The sequence below is a fragment of the Streptomyces sp. NPDC006879 genome (genome assembly GCF_042869595.1).
GTDB lineage: Bacteria > Actinomycetota > Actinomycetes > Streptomycetales > Streptomycetaceae > Streptomyces.
This window is the reverse complement of the sequence record NZ_JBIAGC010000046.1, coordinates 1-17,456: the sequence shown is the minus strand read 5'-3', so window position 1 is coordinate 17,456 and position 17,456 is coordinate 1. Positions and strand designations below refer to the sequence as shown.

Annotated in this window: 18 protein-coding genes; 11 read left to right on the top strand and 7 right to left on the bottom strand. The window is 70.5% G+C overall.

Going from position 1 to position 17,456, the window contains the following annotated elements; all coding sequences use genetic code 11:
• Positions 1 to 12 precede the first annotated feature (12 nt).
• Positions 13 to 939, bottom strand: a complete 927-nt coding sequence (gene mshD, locus ACFYMC_RS25140) for a mycothiol synthase (RefSeq protein WP_388529121.1) — start codon at positions 937 to 939, stop codon at positions 13 to 15.
• 355 nt (positions 940 to 1,294) lie between these two features.
• On the opposite strand from mshD, the gene ACFYMC_RS25135 reads away from it, so the two are divergent.
• A complete protein-coding gene (locus tag ACFYMC_RS25135; protein ID WP_388529119.1) occupies positions 1,295 to 3,145 on the top strand; it encodes a bifunctional metallophosphatase/5'-nucleotidase in 1,851 nt (616 codons plus the stop codon).
• 60 nt (positions 3,146 to 3,205) lie between these two features.
• Here the strand turns inward: ACFYMC_RS25135 and ACFYMC_RS25130 are convergent, their stop codons facing one another.
• Entirely contained in the window at positions 3,206 to 4,012 is an 807-nt protein-coding gene (locus ACFYMC_RS25130) for an alpha/beta fold hydrolase (RefSeq protein ID WP_388529117.1), read from the bottom strand.
• A gap of 183 nt (positions 4,013 to 4,195) precedes the next feature.
• On the opposite strand from ACFYMC_RS25130, the gene ACFYMC_RS25125 reads away from it, so the two are divergent.
• Complete coding sequence (locus ACFYMC_RS25125) at positions 4,196 to 5,065, top strand: phosphatidylinositol-specific phospholipase C (RefSeq protein ID WP_388529115.1); 870 nt, start codon at positions 4,196 to 4,198, stop codon at positions 5,063 to 5,065.
• Between the two features lie 52 nt (positions 5,066 to 5,117).
• On the opposite strand, the gene ACFYMC_RS25120 is transcribed toward ACFYMC_RS25125, so the two are convergent.
• The 5 genes from ACFYMC_RS25120 to ACFYMC_RS25100 form a co-directional block, all read right to left on the bottom strand.
• Positions 5,118 to 6,554, bottom strand: coding sequence for a sensor histidine kinase (locus ACFYMC_RS25120; protein ID WP_388529113.1), 1,437 nt, complete (start codon positions 6,552 to 6,554; stop codon positions 5,118 to 5,120).
• Positions 6,551 to 7,297, bottom strand: coding sequence for a response regulator transcription factor (locus ACFYMC_RS25115; RefSeq protein WP_388529111.1), 747 nt, complete (start codon positions 7,295 to 7,297; stop codon positions 6,551 to 6,553). Before ACFYMC_RS25115 ends, ACFYMC_RS25120 begins: the two co-directional genes overlap by 4 nt.
• Positions 7,298 to 7,390: 93 nt before the next feature.
• Positions 7,391 to 8,626, bottom strand: coding sequence for a S1C family serine protease (locus ACFYMC_RS25110; protein ID WP_388529109.1), 1,236 nt, complete (start codon positions 8,624 to 8,626; stop codon positions 7,391 to 7,393).
• Between the two features lie 134 nt (positions 8,627 to 8,760).
• Complete coding sequence (locus ACFYMC_RS25105; RefSeq protein ID WP_388529107.1) at positions 8,761 to 9,837, bottom strand: LacI family DNA-binding transcriptional regulator; 1,077 nt, start codon at positions 9,835 to 9,837, stop codon at positions 8,761 to 8,763.
• A 24-nt stretch (positions 9,838 to 9,861) separates the two neighbouring features.
• Positions 9,862 to 10,653, bottom strand: a complete 792-nt coding sequence (locus ACFYMC_RS25100) for a winged-helix domain-containing protein (protein ID WP_388529106.1) — start codon at positions 10,651 to 10,653, stop codon at positions 9,862 to 9,864.
• Positions 10,654 to 11,037: 384 nt separating this feature from the next.
• Between ACFYMC_RS25100 and ACFYMC_RS25095 the strand changes: the two genes are divergently transcribed.
• The 9 genes from ACFYMC_RS25095 to ACFYMC_RS25055 all read left to right on the top strand — a co-directional run bounded on the left by ACFYMC_RS25095 (position 11,038) and on the right by ACFYMC_RS25055 (position 16,834).
• Entirely contained in the window at positions 11,038 to 11,292 is a 255-nt protein-coding gene (locus tag ACFYMC_RS25095; RefSeq protein WP_388529104.1) for a MoaD/ThiS family protein, read from the top strand.
• Positions 11,293 to 11,300: 8 nt separating this feature from the next.
• The gene (locus ACFYMC_RS25090) at positions 11,301 to 12,491 is read left to right on the top strand and encodes a hypothetical protein (RefSeq protein ID WP_388529103.1); all 1,191 of its coding nucleotides are present in this window, start codon (positions 11,301 to 11,303) and stop codon (positions 12,489 to 12,491) included.
• Positions 12,492 to 12,571: 80 nt separating this feature from the next.
• Positions 12,572 to 13,267 (top strand): DUF2993 domain-containing protein, encoded by a 696-nt coding sequence (locus tag ACFYMC_RS25085; protein ID WP_388529101.1) that lies wholly within the window; start codon positions 12,572 to 12,574, stop codon positions 13,265 to 13,267.
• Positions 13,268 to 13,464: 197 nt separating this feature from the next.
• Positions 13,465 to 13,551, top strand: a complete 87-nt coding sequence (locus tag ACFYMC_RS25080; RefSeq protein WP_388529157.1) for a putative leader peptide — start codon at positions 13,465 to 13,467, stop codon at positions 13,549 to 13,551.
• Positions 13,552 to 13,739: 188 nt separating this feature from the next.
• Positions 13,740 to 14,582 carry a sulfurtransferase gene (locus ACFYMC_RS25075; protein ID WP_388529100.1) on the top strand — a complete coding sequence of 281 codons (843 nt, stop codon included), beginning with the start codon at positions 13,740 to 13,742 and terminating at the stop codon, positions 14,580 to 14,582.
• Positions 14,583 to 14,628: 46 nt separating this feature from the next.
• Entirely contained in the window at positions 14,629 to 14,922 is a 294-nt protein-coding gene (locus ACFYMC_RS25070; RefSeq protein ID WP_388529098.1) for a DUF1416 domain-containing protein, read from the top strand.
• Between the two features lie 119 nt (positions 14,923 to 15,041).
• Complete coding sequence (locus ACFYMC_RS25065; protein WP_388529096.1) at positions 15,042 to 15,320, top strand: DUF3099 domain-containing protein; 279 nt, start codon at positions 15,042 to 15,044, stop codon at positions 15,318 to 15,320.
• Between the two features lie 330 nt (positions 15,321 to 15,650).
• Positions 15,651 to 16,223, top strand: coding sequence for an FABP family protein (locus tag ACFYMC_RS25060; protein ID WP_388529094.1), 573 nt, complete (start codon positions 15,651 to 15,653; stop codon positions 16,221 to 16,223).
• A 107-nt stretch (positions 16,224 to 16,330) separates the two neighbouring features.
• Complete coding sequence (locus tag ACFYMC_RS25055; RefSeq protein WP_388529092.1) at positions 16,331 to 16,834, top strand: Fur family transcriptional regulator; 504 nt, start codon at positions 16,331 to 16,333, stop codon at positions 16,832 to 16,834.
• Positions 16,835 to 17,456 lie beyond the last annotated feature (622 nt).

Sequence of the window (17,456 nt, the reverse complement as noted above, 5' to 3'; positions counted from 1 at the left end):
CCGGGCCGGGCTTCAGGACTCGGTGCGGTACATCAGGTCGACCTCGTGGGTGACGAAGCCCATGCGCTCGTACACGGCGAGGGCGGCCGTGTTGTCGGTGTCCACGTACAGCATCGCCGTGGGCAGGCCCAGGGAACGCAGGTGGAGCAGGCCGGTGGCGGTGAGGGCCTTGCCGAGACCGCCGCCCTGCTCCCCGGGGAGGACGCCGACCACGTACACCTCGCCCAGTTGCTGCTCGGCGTGGACCTTGGTCCAGTGGAAGCCGACGAGGCGTCCCTCGCGCTCGGCGAGGAAGAAGCCCTTGGGGTCGAACCAGGGTTCGGCCTTCCGGTCGTCGAGGTCGCGCTGGGTCAGGGCGCCCTGTTCCGGGTGGTGGGCGAAGGCCGCGGCGTTCACGGCGAGCCAGGAGGCGTCGTCCTGGCCCGGCACGAAGGTGCGCACGGTGACTCCGGCCGGGTAGGCCCCCTCGGGGAGCGGCTCACCATCAGTCAAGGGGCGCCGGAGCTGGCGCAGTTCGCGGAAGAGAGTGAGGCCCAGCACTTGGGCCAGGTGCCTGGCGGCGGACTTCCCGCCGTGTGCCCATACCCGCAGCCGCTTGCCGGAGGTGGCGAGGAGGGCGCTGCCGAGGGCGCGTCCGTGTCCACGTCCACGGAGCGCCGGGTGCACGACCAGCTCGGCGGCCGGCGCCTCTACCGGATCGGTGTCCTCCAGTTGTGCGTATCCGGCGAGGCGCCCGTGGTCGGTGAGGAGCAGGTGCCGGATGCCGGGGCGGCGTCCGCCGCGCAATTGCAGCCGGCCCTGTTCGGAGACCGACGGGGTGCCGTCGGTACGTGCGGCCTCTTCGATCAGCCCCTGAACCGCCGCCACCTGATCCTGTGACAGCTCGTCGAGGATCTGAATCTGGCGTCCGGGTTCCAGAGCCGCTGCTGCGTCAGTCATGGGAACGAGCCTAAAGGCTGTCCCACCCTCTCCGGCGGGTCAGCACGCTGCGTCAGACGCGGTGCGCCCCAGGGCTCCGAAACGCCCTGTACAGGCGGTATGTGGCTGGTTCTTCCTGCTTGGCCCGATCTGGTGGCTGTCGGTACGTCCACTGGGTGTCGTGGGAGGGGCGTTGGGCGGACGGCTGTGGTGGTGCGGACAAGGGCGCTCACCTGGCCGCAACCGGGTCGTAACCCGATACCCCCTGTCGTGCTACGCGCGTTGACCGTAGGCTGCGCTCGCGATTACCCGCGGGTTCGGATCTGAAACCACGGACACGTCTCACTCACGTATCGCTGTCTGCGAAGGGGAACACATGTCAGCGACACCGCAACGGCTCCGCAGAGCCCACCGGTTGACCCTCACCGCGGTGGCCGTGACGGCCACCGCTGGCGCGCTGGTCGCCGCCGCCCTCCCGGCCGGAGCCGACAGCGGTGCGCACCGCTCGTCCACCGGCTCCCACGGGTACGGATGGTGGAACCGGACCGTCGACGTCCAGCTGCTGTCCTTCAACGACCTGCACGGCACCCTGGAGCCGCCGCAGGGCTCTTCGGGCACCATCGTCGAGGAGCAGGCCGACGGGACCACCAAGTCCATACCGGCCGGTGGCGTCGAGTACCTGGCCTCCAGCCTGCGCAAGGCACGCGAGGGCCACCGCTACTCCATCACCGCGGCGGCCGGTGACATGATCGGCGGCAGCCCGATGCTGTCGGGGCTCTTCCACGACGAGCCGTCCATCGAGGCCATGAACAAGATGGACCTCGACGTCACCTCGGTGGGCAACCACGAGTTCGACGAGGGTCGAGCCGAGTTGCTGCGCATGCAGTACGGCGGCTGCCACCCGAAGGAAGGCTGCTACGAGAAGACCCGCTGGGGCTGGCCCAAGCGGTTCGGCGGCGCGGACTTCCCCTACCTCGCGGCCAATGTGACGGACGAGCGGACCAAGCGTCCGATCCTCAAGCCGTACACCGTGTGGAAGAAGAACGGCATCAAGATCGGCTTCATCGGCGTGACCCTGGAGGGCACTCCGGACGTGGTCACGGCCGAGGGCGTCAAGGGTCTGAAGTTCCACGACGAGGTCGAGACGATCAACAAGTACGCCCGGGAGCTCAACCGCCAGGGCGTGAAGTCCATCGTCGCGCTGATCCACGAGGGCGGTCTGCCCGCCTCCGGCGCGTACAACTACGACTGCGACACCCCGGGTGCCGGGGCCGGCATCTCCGGTGCGATCGTCGACATCGCGAAGAACATCACGCCGAAGGTGGATGCGCTGGTCACCGGCCACACCCACAAGGCGTACGCGTGCACCATCCCGGACCCCGCCGGTAACCCGCGTACGGTGACCTCGGCCGCCTCCCTCGGCCGGCTCTACACCGACACCACGCTCAAGTACGACCGTTGGAGCGGGGACATCGTCCGCAGCCGGGTCAAGGCCGCCAACCACGTGGTCGACCGTGACCAGCCGAAGGCCGCCGACATGACGTCGCTGATCGACCGCTGGAACTCGCTGGCCGCACCGGTCGCCAACCGCCCGCAGGGCTACATCTCCGCCGACATCAACGGTCGTGGTTCCTCCGCGCCGGAGAAGCCGCTCGGCAACCTGATCGCGGACGCGCAGCTTGAGGCGCTGTCCCCGGCGGACAAGGGCGGCGCGCAGCTGGCCCTGATGAACCCGGGCGGGATCCGTTCCGACCTGGCCTTCGAGGCCAGTGGCGCCGAGGGTGACGGTGTGGTGACCTACGGGGAGGCCTTCACCGTCCAGCCGTTCACCAACATGATGAACATCGTGGACCTGACCGGTGCGCAGCTGATCACCGCGCTTCAGCAGCAAGTGACCGGCTCCGTCAACGAGGCCAACCCGAAGATCCTCCAGGTCTCCAAGGGCTTCACCTACACGCTGGACCTGACCAAGTCGGGTGCCGACCGGATCGTCGTGGACTCGGTGAAGCTGAACGGCCAGGCGCTGGACCCGGCGCGCACCTACCGTGTCGCCATGAACGAGTTCCTCGCTGGCGGCGGTGACGGCTTCACCGTCCTGAAGGAGCACAGGAACAAGCTGGTGGGCGCCTCCGACCTGGACGTCTTCAACGCCTACCTGACGAAGAACTCCTCCGCGCAGAACCCGATCGCGCCGCCGGCCACCGGCCGGATCACGGTCGTCCAGTAAGCGCACCCCGGTGCAACGAGGGGGCGGCGGGCCCGGCGGGGCCCGCCGCCCCCTCGGCGTTTACAGCGCTGTCAGGAACTCCCGCACGGCCCGCTCGAAGCCCCGCGGGTCCTGCATCTGTACGAAGTGGTCCGTCTCCAGGCGGCGTGCCGAGGTGACCGGCCGGCGCTGGACCATGGCCCGGGCCTGTTCCTCGGAGAGCACCTGGCTGTGGGCGCCGTGGATCAGCAGGGCCGGGCAGTCGCTGCCCGACCATTGTTTCCAGTGGTCGCCCGGGACCTGGCGTTCGGAGTCGAGCATGTCCTTCGGGTGGGAGGGCAGCCGCCAGCCGGAGCCGTCCGGCAGCGGGCGCAGGGTGTGCTCGACCATCGGGGCGATCGGGGCGCAGGCGGCGAGCAGTTCGGCTCGGGTGGGCGCGGTGTAGGGGAAGTCGGCGAGGAAGGCCATCGGGCTGGGCTCGCTGTGCGGAATGTCCACCGGGGCGTCCACGTTGATCAGTGCGCTGACCAGGCCGGGGTGTTCGGCGGCGAGGTAGTAGGCGTTGATGCCGCCCAGGGAGTGCCCGAGTACGGGCGGGGGAACGTCGAGGGCGAGGTGTTCGAGGAGCGCGACGAGATCGCTGACGTATCCGGCCCGGCTGTAGTCGGCGGCCCGGTCGGAGTCTCCGTGGCCTCGCTGGTCGGGTGCGATGACCTGCCAGTCCGGGCCGAGGGCGGTAGCGAGATGGGTGAAGGAGGCTCCCTCCGAGAGGTGGCCGTGGAGGGCGAGTAACGGGCGCCCGCTGCCCGGTGCGCCGAATTGCAGGTAGGACAGGCGGCGGCCGTGTTGGAGGGTCAACTCCGAGCGTATGGGCTGGCTTTGGGTCATGGATCCGCTCCCTCGGGTGAGGTGGGGCAGGGCTCTGCGCTCTGGTTCTGCGCGTGCTGGTCGGTGACAGTGTCGGGCATGGGGCGGTCGGTTGTGGGGGTGTGGTGAACGTCGGCGCAGCTCCCTCGGGCTCATGGCATGCTCACGACACGAATCAATCCGAGGTGAGACCGGGGGACAACCATGGCACTGGACCGGCGCGGCCTTCTGGTGGGAGCGGTGGCGGCGGCTGGCGCCCTGGGACTCGGCGCGGCGCCCGCCAGAGCCACGGCGGCGCGGGAATGGATGGCCGCCCTCCCTGATGGCACACCCCTCCAGCAACTGACCATCCCGGGCACGCACGACTCCGGGGCGCGGTACGACGGGCTCTACGTGGCCTGCCAGAACCAGTCGATCACCGAACAGCTCAACGGAGGCATCCGCTTCCTCGACATTCGCTGTCGGGTCACCGGCGGCTCCCTCGCCATCCACCACGGCTCCTTCTACCAGCGCCAGATGTTCGGGGACGTGCTCCTGGCCTGCTGGGACTTCCTTTCCGCACACCCGGCCGAGACCGTGCTGATGAGGGTGAGACAGGAGTACTCCACCAACAGCGACGCCGAGTTCCGGGCGATCTTCGATGACTACCTCGACCACCGCGGCTGGCGCCCCCTCTTCCACATCGACTCCACGCTGCCCCGGCTCGGTCGTGCCAGGGGCCGCGTCGTCCTGCTCGCCGACAACGGCGGGCTGCCCGGGCTGCGGTACGGCGACCCCGCGGTCTTCGACATCCAGGACGACTACATGGCCGAGCCGTTCGCCAAACGCGGCAGGATCGAGAGCCAGTTCCGCAAGGCCGTCCAGCAGCCCGGCAAGCTGTACGTGAACTACACCAGCACCTCCGCCTACCTCCCGCCCCGATGGAACTCGGACCGCCTCAACCCCCAAGTCCACTCCTTCGTCGACGGCGCCGAACTCGCGGGCCGCATCGGGCTGGGCATCGTGCCGATGGACTTCCCCGACACCCGGTCCGGCCTCGTCGACTCCCTCCTGCGCCACAACCCCCGGGGCTGAAGGCGGGCGCACGAGGAGTTCGGGCCCCGGCCACCGGGACGGGGCGCGGGTGTCAGGGCTGGTCCGGAGGCGGGGTGGGCGCACCCGGCAGTCGCAGTACGGCGACCGTGCCGGGTCCCGGATCGGCCGGCCACAGCTGTGCCGTGCCGCCTGCCTGTTGGACCGTGCGGGCCACGATGGAAAGGCCCAGCCCGCTGCCGGGCAGGGCGCGTGCCGAAGGCGAGCGCCAGAAGCGTTCGAAGACGTGGGGGAGTTCCTCGGCGGGGATGCCGGGGCCGTGGTCGCGCACCGTCAGTTCGCCGGCCCGTAGAGCCACCTCGATGGTGCCGCCGGGCGGGGAGAACTTCACCGCGTTGTCCAGGACGTTGACCACGGCCCGCTCCAGCGAGGCGGCTTCCCCCCGTACGTACCAGGGTTCCAGGGCGGCACTGATGGTCAGCTCGGGGCCGCGTAGCCGGGCCCTGGCCAGGGCGCTCTCGGTGATCTCGTGCAGCGCCACCACCTTCAGCGGCCCCCGGGCGGCGGCGTCCGGTCGGGCCAGTTCCTGGAGGTCGCCGATGAGCGACGCCAGTTCGGTCATCTGCGCCTTGACCGAGGCCATCAGCGCCCTGCGGTCCTCGGCCGGGATGGGCCGTCCGGTCTCCTCGCTGCGCGCCAGCAACTCGATGTTGGTGCGCAGCGAGGTCAACGGAGTGCGCAGCTCGTGCCCCGCGTCCGCGATCAGCTGGGCCTGGCGTTCCCGGGAGGAGGCGAGGGCCACCGTCATGGAGTTGAAGGACCGAGACAGCCGGGCGATCTCGTCGTCCCCCTCGTGTGGGATCTGCACGGTCAGGTCCTCGGTCCGGGCGATGTGCTCGACCGCTTCGGTCAGTTGGTCCACGGGGCGGAGCCCGGTGCGCGCAACCCACAGGCCGGCGGCCCCGGCGCCGAGAACGCCCAGTCCGCTGAACACCAGCAGGATCCAGGCGAGGGACGACAGGGGTTCGTCCACCTCGCTCATCGGACGGGTGAGGGAGACGGCGACCGAGTCCGGGGTGATTCCCGGAACGCCCCGCTTGAAGGTGGTCAGCACCCGCATGTCGGCGCCGTTGCGGGCCTTGGTGGTGTGCAGCACCTCCAGGCGGCGGCCGGCGGCGACGTCGAGGTCCTCCTGCTTGACCTCGATCGGGGAGGCGTTGGGCGAGGTGCAGGTGGTGCCGGCGGCCGTGACGATCTGGACGGTGTACGAACCGGGCGCCGGCGGGACTCCCGTGCTCGGGTCCGCGCAGGCGTTCAGCAGCATCCGGACGTAGCGGTTGTCGACCGTGCTGTTGCGCAGGGACGCATCGAGCTGTGAGCGCAGCTGGTTGCGCACCATGAACCAACTCGCGGTGGCCACCGCCGCCACGGCCACGGCCACGGCCACCGCCACCAGCAGGGCCAGCCGGGAACGCAGCGGTAGGGCCCGGAAGCGCCGCAGCGGGGCGCCCGCAGCCGCGGTCGAGTTCACTCGGCGCCGCCGTTCTCACCCGCGCGCAGGACGTAGCCGACTCCGCGCACGGTGTGCACCAGGCGTGGTTCCCCGCCCGCCTCGGTCTTGCGGCGCAGGTACATCACGTACACGTCGAGGGAGTTGGAGCTCGGCTCGAAGTCGAAGCCCCACACGTGCTTCAGGATCTGCTCCCGCGTCAGGACCTGGCGGGGGTGGGCGAGGAACATCTCCAGCAAGGTGAACTCGGTGCGGGTCAGCTCCACGTGGCGCCTGCCGCGGGTCACTTCCCGGGTGGCGAGGTCCATCCGCAGGTCGGCGAAGGCCAGTGTGTGCGGGTCGGCACCGGCCTCCGCCGCCGGGTCCGGTGCGGTGTAGGAGCTGCGGCGCAGCAGTGCCCTGATCCGGGCGAAGAGTTCGTCCAGCTCGAAGGGCTTGACCAGGTAGTCGTCCGCCCCGGCGTCGAGACCGGTGACCCGGTCGCCCACCGTGTCGCGGGCGGTGAGCATCAGCACGGGCGTGCGGGACCCGGCGGCGCGTAGCCGCCGGGCCGCGGTGAGGCCGTCCATCCGGGGCATCTGGATGTCCAGGACGATCAGGTCGGGCTGGTACGCGGCGGCCTGCTCCAGCGCGTCGAATCCGTCGACGGCGACCCTGGTGTCGTAGCCCTCAAAGGCGAGGCTGCGTTGGAGCGCCTCGCGGACGGCGGGCTCGTCGTCGACGATGAGGACGCGCTGCTGGTCACCTTCGGCGGGCGGAGTCATCGGCTCGGGTCTTCCTCGCTGGGGAACGGCTTGGCCTGTGGGGCTGGTCATCCAGCCTCGCACGGCCGCCGCCCCGTCGGGTGGGTGCCGCCCTCAGCCGCCGTTGCGCAGGGTGTCGAGGTCGGCCTTGAGGGTGTTGACCGGGATGGCGAAGCCCAGGCCGACGCTGCCGGCGCCGGAGCTGGATCCGCTGGCGCTGCTCGGCGAGTAGATGGCCGAGTTGATGCCGATGATCTCGCCGTTCATGTTGATGAGGGCACCGCCCGAGTTGCCGGGGTTGAGTGAGGCGTCCGTCTGGATCGCCTTGTATGTGGTCTTCGAGGAGCCGGTGTCGCCGTTGAACTGCTGGCCGCCGAACTCGAAGGGCCAGCCGCCACCCTGTTGCCACTGTTGCAGCCGGGGGTCGTCCTGGCGGCCCTGGGACTTGGCGACGGTGACGTCTCGGTTCAGGGCGGAGACGATGCCGCTGGTGACGGTGCCGGTCAGGCCCTCGGGGGAGCCGATGGCGACGACTTCCTCGCCGACCCGGACGCTGTCGGAGTCGCCCAGCGCGGCGGCCTTCAAGCCGCTGGCGCCGGCCACTTTGATCAGGGCGAGGTCCTTGTCGGGGTCCGTTCCGACGATCTGGGCCCGGTAGGTCTTGCCGTCCGAGGTGCGTACCTGGATCTCGGAGGCCCCCGCCACCACGTGGTTGTTGGTGACGATCTCGCCGCCGCTGGTGATGATCACTCCGGAGCCGGTGGCCTGGCCGTTGCCGGTGGCGGCGTTGATCTCCACGATGGAGGGGGCCACCTGCTGGGCGACACCTGCCACGGTACCGATGTTGCTCCGTGAGATGTTCGCCCCGGTGACGCCGTTCGCTCCGGTGCCCGTGCTGCCGTTGCCGAGGAGCTGCTGGACGGCGGTCGCGGTGCCGCCGCCTATCATCGCCGCGACGATGGCCACGGCGGCGATCAGGGCGACGGGGCGTTTGGCGCGGGCAGCGGGGGCCGGGCCGCCGGCGGGCGCGAGTTCACTCGCGCCCCATCCGGCGCCGCTGGCGCCCCCGCGCCCGCCGTTCGGGGGAGCGGAACCGAAGCCCGCGTATGCGTCACCGGGGGCTGCTTCGCCCTCGGCCGTAGCCGGAGCATACGCCTCCGGATAGGCCGGGGGATAGTGCGGCGACGGAGGATATGTGCCTTCCGGGACGCCGGAGTTGCCCGCTTCGCCGGGTCCGCCGGGATACGGGGCCTGCTGCCAGCCCTCGCCCGAGTAGGGCGGCTGAGGCTGCTGGTACGGCTGCTGGTACGGCTGCTGGTACCCGCCCTCGCGGCGGTGGCTGTCGGTCATGGATCGAACTCTCGCGACCGATTCTGAGAGCTTCCTGAGTGCTCGCTGAGAAGCCCGACAGAACCCTGTATGCCCCATGTAAAGGCACGGCTTGGGGGTGGGGCGAGAGGCGGCCCGCCCCCGGGCGGAAGCGGTCAGAGAGCGGCGATCGCGGACAGCGAACCGCTGGCGGTCAGGGCCCCGTTGCGGGGTTCGCAGCCACAGGACCGACGGATCACCAGCGCCGAGGGGAACTGCTTCAGGCGCTCCCGACGGGACCCGGTCACCCGCAGGGCGTCGTCCAACACCAGATCCACCGCGGCGCGCGCCATCGCCGGCCGGTCGGAGGCCACCGTGGTCAGCGGCGGATCGGTGAGCGCGGCTTCCTTCACGTCGTCGAAGCCGGCGACCGCGAGCTGTGAGGGCACGTCGATCCGTAGCTCGCGGGCCGCGCGCAGCACGCCGATCGCCTGGTCGTCGGTGGCGCAGAAGATGGCCGGCGGTCGCTCGGGGCCGGACAGTACCTCCAGCGCGACCTGGTAGGCGTCGTAGCGGTTGTAGGGAGCCTTGAACAGCCGCCCTTCGGTCGAACGCCCGGATTCCCGCATCGCCCGGCGCCAGCCTTCGACGTGGTCGGCCACCGGGTCGCCGACCACCGGAGTGCTCTCCACTCCGCCGAGGCAGGCCACGTACGCGTGCCCGTGCTCCAGCAGATGCCGGGTGGCCAGCTGCGCACCACCGATGTCGTCCGTCACGACCGCGACGTCATCGATCGCCTCGGGCCGCTCGTGCAGCAGCACCACCCGGGCGTCCCAGGCTTCGATCTCGGCCGCGGCCCGCTCGCTGGGGCCCTGGCTGACCAGGATCAGCCCGGACACCCTCATCCCTAGGAACGCCCGCAGGTAGTGCACCTCACGTTCGTCCCGGTAGTCGGAGTTGCCGACGAGCACCATCTTCCCGCGCTCGGCGGCAGCCTGCTCGACCGCATGGGCCATCTCCGCGAAGAAGGGCTGCCGCGCATCCGGGACGATCATGCCTATGAGGTCGGTCCGGCGGGACGCCATCGCCTGGGCGACCCGGTCCGGCCGGTAACCCAGCTGCTTGATCGCTGCGAGGACACGCTCGCGCGTGGCCGGGGCGACCGGCCGGGGTCCGTTGTTAATGACGTAGCTCACGACCGCGGTCGAAGTACCCGCCAGTCGCGCCACATCGTCCCGCGTCACCTTGGCCACGCCCGGCAGTCTACGCGGGGAGAGCTACCTCTGGGCAGGGCGTCCCGCAGGCTGGGCGTCCCGCGGGGCTTCCTCCGAACGGGGGACGTCCGCCTTGGCGCTCGTCGTGGCCTTGGAGCGCGCCTCCTCGGCGGCCCGCTCGACCTTCTCCGGCGTCACGAAGCGGTAGCCCACGTTGCGGACCGTCCCGATCAGCGACTCGTGCTCCGGGCCGAGCTTCGCGCGCAGGCGCCGTACGTGCACGTCCACCGTACGCGTACCGCCGAAGTAGTCGTAGCCCCAGACCTCCTGGAGCAGCTGGGCGCGGGTGAACACCCGGCCCGGGTGCTGCGCCAGGTACTTCAGGAGCTCGAACTCCTTGAAGGTGAGGTCCAGCACCCGGCCCTTGAGCTTGGCGCTGTAGGTCGCCTCGTCCACCGAGAGGTCGCCGTTGCGGATCTCCATCGGGGAGTCGTCGGAGCCGATCTGCTGGCGGCCCATCGCCAGTCGCAGACGGGCCTCGACCTCGGCGGGACCCGCGGTGTCCAGGAGGACGTCGTCAATGCCCCAGTCCGCGGTGACGGCCGCGAGGCCGCCCTCCGTCACGACCAGGACCAGCGGGCAGCCGGGTCCGGTGGAGCGCAGCAGCTGGCACAGGGAGCGCACCTGCGGTAGGTCGCGCCGGCCGTCGATGAGGATGACGTCGGCCCCCGGGGTGTCCACGAGGGCGGGCCCCTCGGCAGGGGCGACCCGCACGCTGTGCAGCAGCAGGCCCAGGGCGGGGAGCACCTCCGTCGAGGGCTGCAGGGCGTTGGTCAGCAGCAGGAGTGAGCTCATCGCCGCCCCCCTGCCGGGGTCGTATGGTGGTGCTCGGTTCGCTGGCCCATCACGTCGGTTCCTCCTCGGTCCCGTCCCGGGGGCACCCCCGGACCGTGGCCCGGGGGAGTTGCGGTGCTGGGTGGTCCGTAGCGGGCCCCGCGCCCTGGAGCCCGCTCCGCACCACTGTTTCCAGTGTGTTCAACGCTCAGAAAGCACAAAAGGACCCGGGGGCCACGTTGCCCGGATCCTCATGCCCAGCAGAATAGCCCACCGGGCCCCTTCCGCCGAGGGTCGTCGCAGGACTCGGCCTGTGGTTCCCACCACGATCACCGCCCGGCCGGGTGCCTCCGCCATGATGGGAGACGGTATCCGTAACGACGGGCGCCGACGAAAGGAGCTGCTGTGGCAGCGGGAACCATCCGCTACTGGGCCGCGGCCAAAGCCGCGGCCGGCACCGGGGAGGAGCCGTACCGGGCCGCCACCTTGGCGCAGGCGCTGGACGCGGTACGTGAGCGGCACCCCGGGGAGCTGACCCGGGTGCTGATGCGCTGCTCCTTCCTGGTGGACGAGACACCGGTGGGCACCCGCAGTCACGACAGCGTGCGGTTGAGCGAGGGCGGCACGGTCGAGGTCTTGCCGCCGTTCGCGGGAGGATGAGCAGCCGGATGAGCAACGAGCCGCAGCAGCCGGGTTTCGATCCGCTGGACCCCTCGTACGACCCGTTCGCACAGCGATCTCACCCCTCGGCCCCGGAGCCCGGGCCCGTACCGCAGGACCCGTACGCCACGCAGACCTGGCAGGCGGAGACCTGGGACACCACGTACCAGCCCGTCTACCAGGATCCGCGCGTGGCGGGGCAGCCCGGACCGTACGGCCAGTGGCCCGACCAACAGCACCCGCAGCAGCCGCAGAACGGTCATGAGCAGCAGGCCCCGTGGCCGGCCGCCGACGATGCGGCCCACCTGCCCCAGCAGCCGCTGCCGTACGCGCCTGCGCAAGCGCCCCGGCACCTCGTCGACTCCGAGCCGGGGACCGGACCTGCGGCGGGTGGCGGGAGCGGGCCCGCCTACTCGGCGCCCACCACCCTCGGCAACACCCGGATCACCGACGCCCAGCGGGCACGGGCCGAAGGTCGGTCGCCGATCATCGACCCCGGAATGCAGCCTGCCCTGCTCACGGCCGTGCTGGGCGTGCTACTGGCCTCGGCCGCTGCCCTGGGGCAGTTCGCCCTGCTGGTGCCGGTGGTGCTCCTGCAGGCGCTGACCGCGGCGGGTTGGTTCCGTCTCAACGGCATGTGGCCCGCCCGCCAGGGCATCGCGCTGGCTTTCGCCGGGGCGCTCGTAGCGGACGCGGCCCTGCTGGCCGTCGCGCAGGTGCACGCCCCCGCCGCGATCCTGGGGACGCTTGGCGTGTGGGTGCTGTTGACGCTCGTACTCCAGCTGCGCAGCCACGCCTCCCCGGACGAGCGGGTGTACGGCCTGATGGCATCGGTGGCCTCGGCCGCCCTGGCGGTGCTGTGCACCGGCTATCTGGCGGCCGATCCGCAGGCCGCGACCGTGGGCGCTGCCGCCGTGGCCGTGGCCGTGGTGGTGCGCGCGCTGCCGCTCCCGCAGGCCGCCTCGGTGGTGGTCTCGCTGCTCGGCGCGGTCGGGGCGGGCATCGCCGTCGCAGGACTGGCGGGGCTGGGGTCCGGCGGGGCGCTGCTGGGCCTGGTGTGCGGGGTGTGCGCCCTGGTCGGGCTTCGCGTGGCGGCGTACGACTACCCGTCGCGCTTCGTCCACATGACGGCCGGGGTGGCGCTGCCGTTGGCTGCCGCCGCGCCCGCGGTGTACCTGATCGGCCGGGTCGTCGCCTGATCCGATTCGTATCTACCGGGCAGTAGGGTCGGGGTGGACACCACCGGAGGAAGACCCGCACGGGTCGGGGAAGGCCAGCCATGCGCGGAGTACGCAAACCGCTGATCGCCGTGGCGGCTCTTGCCGCGCTGCTGGTGGGTGCGGACCGGCTCGCGGTGGTGGTGGCGGAGAACCGGGCCGCCGAGCAGGTCGAGTTCGGTACCGGCTCGCCGGATTCCACCGAGGTGGCCATCCATGGTTTCCCCTTCGTGACCCAACTGCCCGGCAAGCGACTGGATGCCGTGGACCTGTCGCTGCGCGGGGTCCCGGTGACCACCTCTGAGGGGAGGAGCCTGCGGATCACCGAACTGAAGGCGACCGGGCACCAGGTGAGGTTGCGCGGGGACTGGTCGGCCGCCGAGGTGGCGCAGGTGGAGGGCAGCGCGCTCATCTCCTACCAGGACCTCACCGAGGCGGCTCCCGAGGGTGTTCGCGTCGGGTACGGCGGTGCGCCGGGCAAGCTCCGGCTGACGGTCACGGCCGATCTGCTGGGGCGGGAGTTCTCTCAGGACATCGTCTCCGACGTCTCCCTCGTCGGTGCGGACACCTTCCGGGTGCGGGCCGAGGAGCTGCCCGGGATGGGGCTACCGGGACTGGAGGAGTTGATCCGCACCCGCACCGACTTCGACCGTCCGGTGCACGGGCTGCCCGAGGGCGTGAAGCTGACGGGTCTCACCACCGACGCGTCCGGTATCCGGGCCGCGCTGGCCGGTACGGACGTCCCCCTGGGCACCTGACCGGGGAGGGCGGAGGCGGCTCACCGGTACCCACATCGTGAGACACGTCCGTCCGTACGGCAGATGGTCCTCCGTTCCGACGGTGACCGGGGTCACTCCCGTAAGGGGTGGGGAGATCCACTATCTCGTAATGTGGATGATCCTGTCTCAAAATCCGATACGCCGGTGACAGCGGGCCCGGATCGTCCCTACGATCCATGGCTATGAAGCGACAGGCGGACCTCACGAAGCGGCGGGCAGTAGACCTGTGCCGCGTCGCCGCCATGCTCTGTCGCCCGATGTGAGCCGCGCGCAGCCGCGCAGCCCCGTCCGCAGGCCGAACGGCCTCTCCCGCGTGACCGCACCAGCCTCTTGCACTCCCCGCACCTGCCGCCGTCCGGCGAAGGCTCCCGAGCGCACCCGACGCCCACCGCGCACGCAACCCCGCAGCATCCGCACCGCCCCGCCGCACACTGCCCCGGAGGAGAACACCATGAGCCGCCGCAGCGACGTCCTCGTAGACGCCGACTGGGTCGAGGCCCACCTCGACGACCCCAAGGTCGTCGTCGTAGAGGTGGACGAGGACACGTCCGCCTACGACAAGAACCACATCCGCAATGCCGTCCGGATCGACTGGAAGAGCGACCTCCAGGACCCGATCCGCCGCGACTTCGTCGACCAGGAGGGCTTCGAGAAGCTCCTGTCGGCCAAGGGCATCGGCAACGAGGACACGGTCGTCCTCTACGGCGGCAACAACAACTGGTTCGCCTCCTACGCCTACTGGTACTTCAAGCTCTACGGCCACCAGGACGTCCGCCTCCTCGACGGTGGCCGCAAGAAGTGGGAGCTGGACTCCCGCGACCTGGTCGCCGAGGTACCCGAACGCGCCGCCACCGCCTACCGGGCGCAGCCGCAGAACACCTCCATCCGCGCGTTCCGTGACGACGTCGTGGCCGCGATCGGTGCGCAGAACCTGGTCGACGTGCGCTCCCCCGACGAGTTCAGCGGCAAGCTGCTCGCCCCGGCGCACCTGCCGCAGGAGCAGTCCCAGCGCCCCGGCCACGTGCCGAGCGCCCGCAACATCCCGTGGTCGAAGAACGCCAACGACGACGGCACCTTCAAGTCGGACGACGAGCTCAAGCAGCTCTACGCCGACGAGCAGGTCGACCTGGCGAAGGACACCATCGCTTACTGCCGCATCGGTGAGCGCTCCGCGCTGACCTGGTTCGTGCTGCACGAGCTGCTCGGCGTCGAGAACGTCAAGAACTACGACGGCTCGTGGACCGAGTACGGCTCGCTGGTCGGCGTGCCGATCGAGCTCGGCGCCAACAAGTAACCGCCGCGACGACGGCACCACGACTCCAAGGACAGGACGGACAGACATGTGTGGAGCACAGGTCGGCGGCCCCGACGCCTCGACGATCAAGCCCGGTGAGACCACCATCCAGGGCCAGGTGACCGCGGACGGCACGCCCGTCAGTGGTTACGTGCGCCTGCTGGACTCGACCGGCGAATTCACCGCGGAGGTGCCCACCTCGGCGACCGGCCAGTTCCGCTTCTACGCGGCCGAGGGCCAGTGGACCCTGCGGGCGCTGGTGCCCGGCGGCCGTAAGGCGGACCGCACCGTGGTCGTCGCCGAGACCGGAGGCGTCACGGACGTGGCGATCGCGGTCTGACCGGCTGGACCAGCCGAGCGGTACACCGCCGATAGACCGGCCGGAGGGCCGCACCCCAGGGGTTGGACGCCACTGGACGGGGTGCGGCCCTCCGCGCCGTTCGCACCTACCCTGGAGATATGTACGCCCGGCGCCGGCGCAACTATCTCCTGATGATGGGCGGGTGCATCGTCCTTTTCGTCTCCGCCTGGTCCTTCGTGCGCCTGTGGTCGGTGCCCGCGGCCGTCGCCATGTGCTTCGTCGCGATGGTGATCCCGCCCGTTGCCGCGGTGATCGCCAACCGGCGCGGCCCGGAGGACCGTTGGTGGGACGATCCCTCGGGAGATCCGAAGTCCGACGAGTGGTGGGAGGAGCTCGACGGCAAGCGTCGCCGCGACGACAGCGACAACGAGTGGTGATCCCCGCTCCTTCGCCGCCGCTCGGCCCCGTCGGGCAGCCGCCGTGACGCCCCGCTCGGCCGAGTGCCGTACACCTCGCTGAGAGCGTCCGGCCGCGGGCCGATAGGCTGGGGGCCCGGCCCTTCCCGGAGCCGACCGATACCGAATCGTCCGAGGAGCACCCCGTGCTTGAGGCACTCTTCACCTCCCTGCTGGTCCTGGTCTGCGTCGGCGTTCTCGCCTTCACCGGTCTCGCCGTGATGAAGCTCTACCAGGGCCAGCGCTGACCGGCCGCCCGCCGAAGCGTGGATCACTTCCCCAGCTCGTCACTACAGATCGCCTGAGCAACCCATGATCGAGATCCCGTCCGACCTGAATCCGGGCCTGGTGCCCCTCGCCTTCCTCCTCGGCACCTGGGAAGGCGCGGGCGTCTTCGACTTCCCGGGCGAGGAGAAGTGCAACTTCGGCCAGGAGGTCGTCTTCAGCCACGACGGCCGGGACTTCCTGGAGTACGCCTCGCACTCCTGGGTCCTCGACGCCGAGGGCAACAAGCTGCGCCCGCTGGAGACCGAGACCGGCTTCTGGCGGATCGACCAGGACCGGAAGGTCGAGGTCGTCATGACCCGCGACCAGGGCGTGGTCGAGGTCTGGTACGGCGAGCTCGCCGACCAGAAGCCGCAGATCGACCTGGCGACGGACGCCGTGGCGCGTACCGCCGCTTCCGGCCCGTACAGCGGTGGCAAGCGGCTCTACGGCTACGTCAAGAGCGATCTGATGTGGGTCGGGGAGAAGGCCACTCCTCAGGTCGAGCTGCGTCCGTACATGTCCGCCCAGCTCAAGAAGGTCGTCACCCCGGAGGACGTGGCCAACATGGCCCGCAATCTCCCGGAGCTCCCGGACGACGGCATCGCGTTCTTCCGCTGAGCCCCCTCCCGGACCGCGCGGCCGACTGGCGGGCGGATCGGGGACGGCCGGACGAAGGGGATCACGGACACACCCCGTGGTCCCCTACTCGCGCTTACACTGGCCCCGTGGTGAGCACCGACTGGAAGAGCGACCTGCGGCAGCGCGGTTACCGGCTGACCCCGCAACGGCAGCTCGTGCTCGAAGCCGTCGACACCCTTGAGCACGCCACCCCGGACGAGATCCTCTCCGAGGTGCGCAAGACCGCCTCCGGGGTCAACATCTCCACCGTCTACCGGACGCTGGAGCTGCTGGAGGAGCTGGGGCTGGTGTCCCACGCCCACCTGGGGCACGGAGCGCCGACCTACCACCTGGCGGACCGGCACCACCACCTCCACCTGGTCTGTCGGGACTGCACGGAAGTCATTGAGGCCGATGTGGAGATCGCGGCCGACTTCACGGCGAAGCTGCGCGACACCTTCGACTTCGGCACCGACATGAAGCATTTCGCGATCTTCGGGCAGTGCGGGAACTGCGCGCGGGGGGCCAAGGCCGAGGCGAAGGCGAGCGGCTCCACGGCCACGGGGGCGCCGGAGAGCGGTGAGGCGGCCGGCGGAGGCGTGGAGCCCTGAGGCGCCGGGGGCTCCTCCGTCTGCCGGCGAGCCCAATCAGGTGCCAGACACGGACTCGCCCCCCGGGTGCGGGTGCTCGTCGAGGAGCACCCGCACCCGGGCTGGGTCGGATCGAGTCATGCCGAGGAATCAGCACACACCGCGTGGGCGACGACACGGACATTCTCGTCGGTCGTGTTCACGACAGTGACATTCCAGACGTGAGGTGCAGTTCCTTCCGCGCGGGCGGTGAGACTTCCAGGCCATGGGCCAATGAGGGTGTACCCGCCACCGGTCACGGCGTCTGCTCCGCAACTGGCTTGCGCGATTCCCAAATCATCCGGCTCAACCGTGACCGACTGTCCGGTTACGTATCGAGTGTTCGTGGGTCCTGCGGGTCCCGTGGGGCCAGCCGGTCCTGTGGGTCCTGTGGGTCCTGTGGGTCCTGGAGATCCTGTGGGGCCAGTCGGCCCTGTGGGTCCTGGAGATCCTGTGGGGCCAGTCGGTCCTGTGGGTCCCGGGGGTCCCGTGGGTCCTGGAGGCCCGGGGGGGGGTGCCTCTATGTCTTTCGTCAAGGCGCCTGTGTGGGGTTTGGGGTGGTTCGGGGTTGCTGGGGTTATGCGGCGAGTTCGACGTCTTTCGG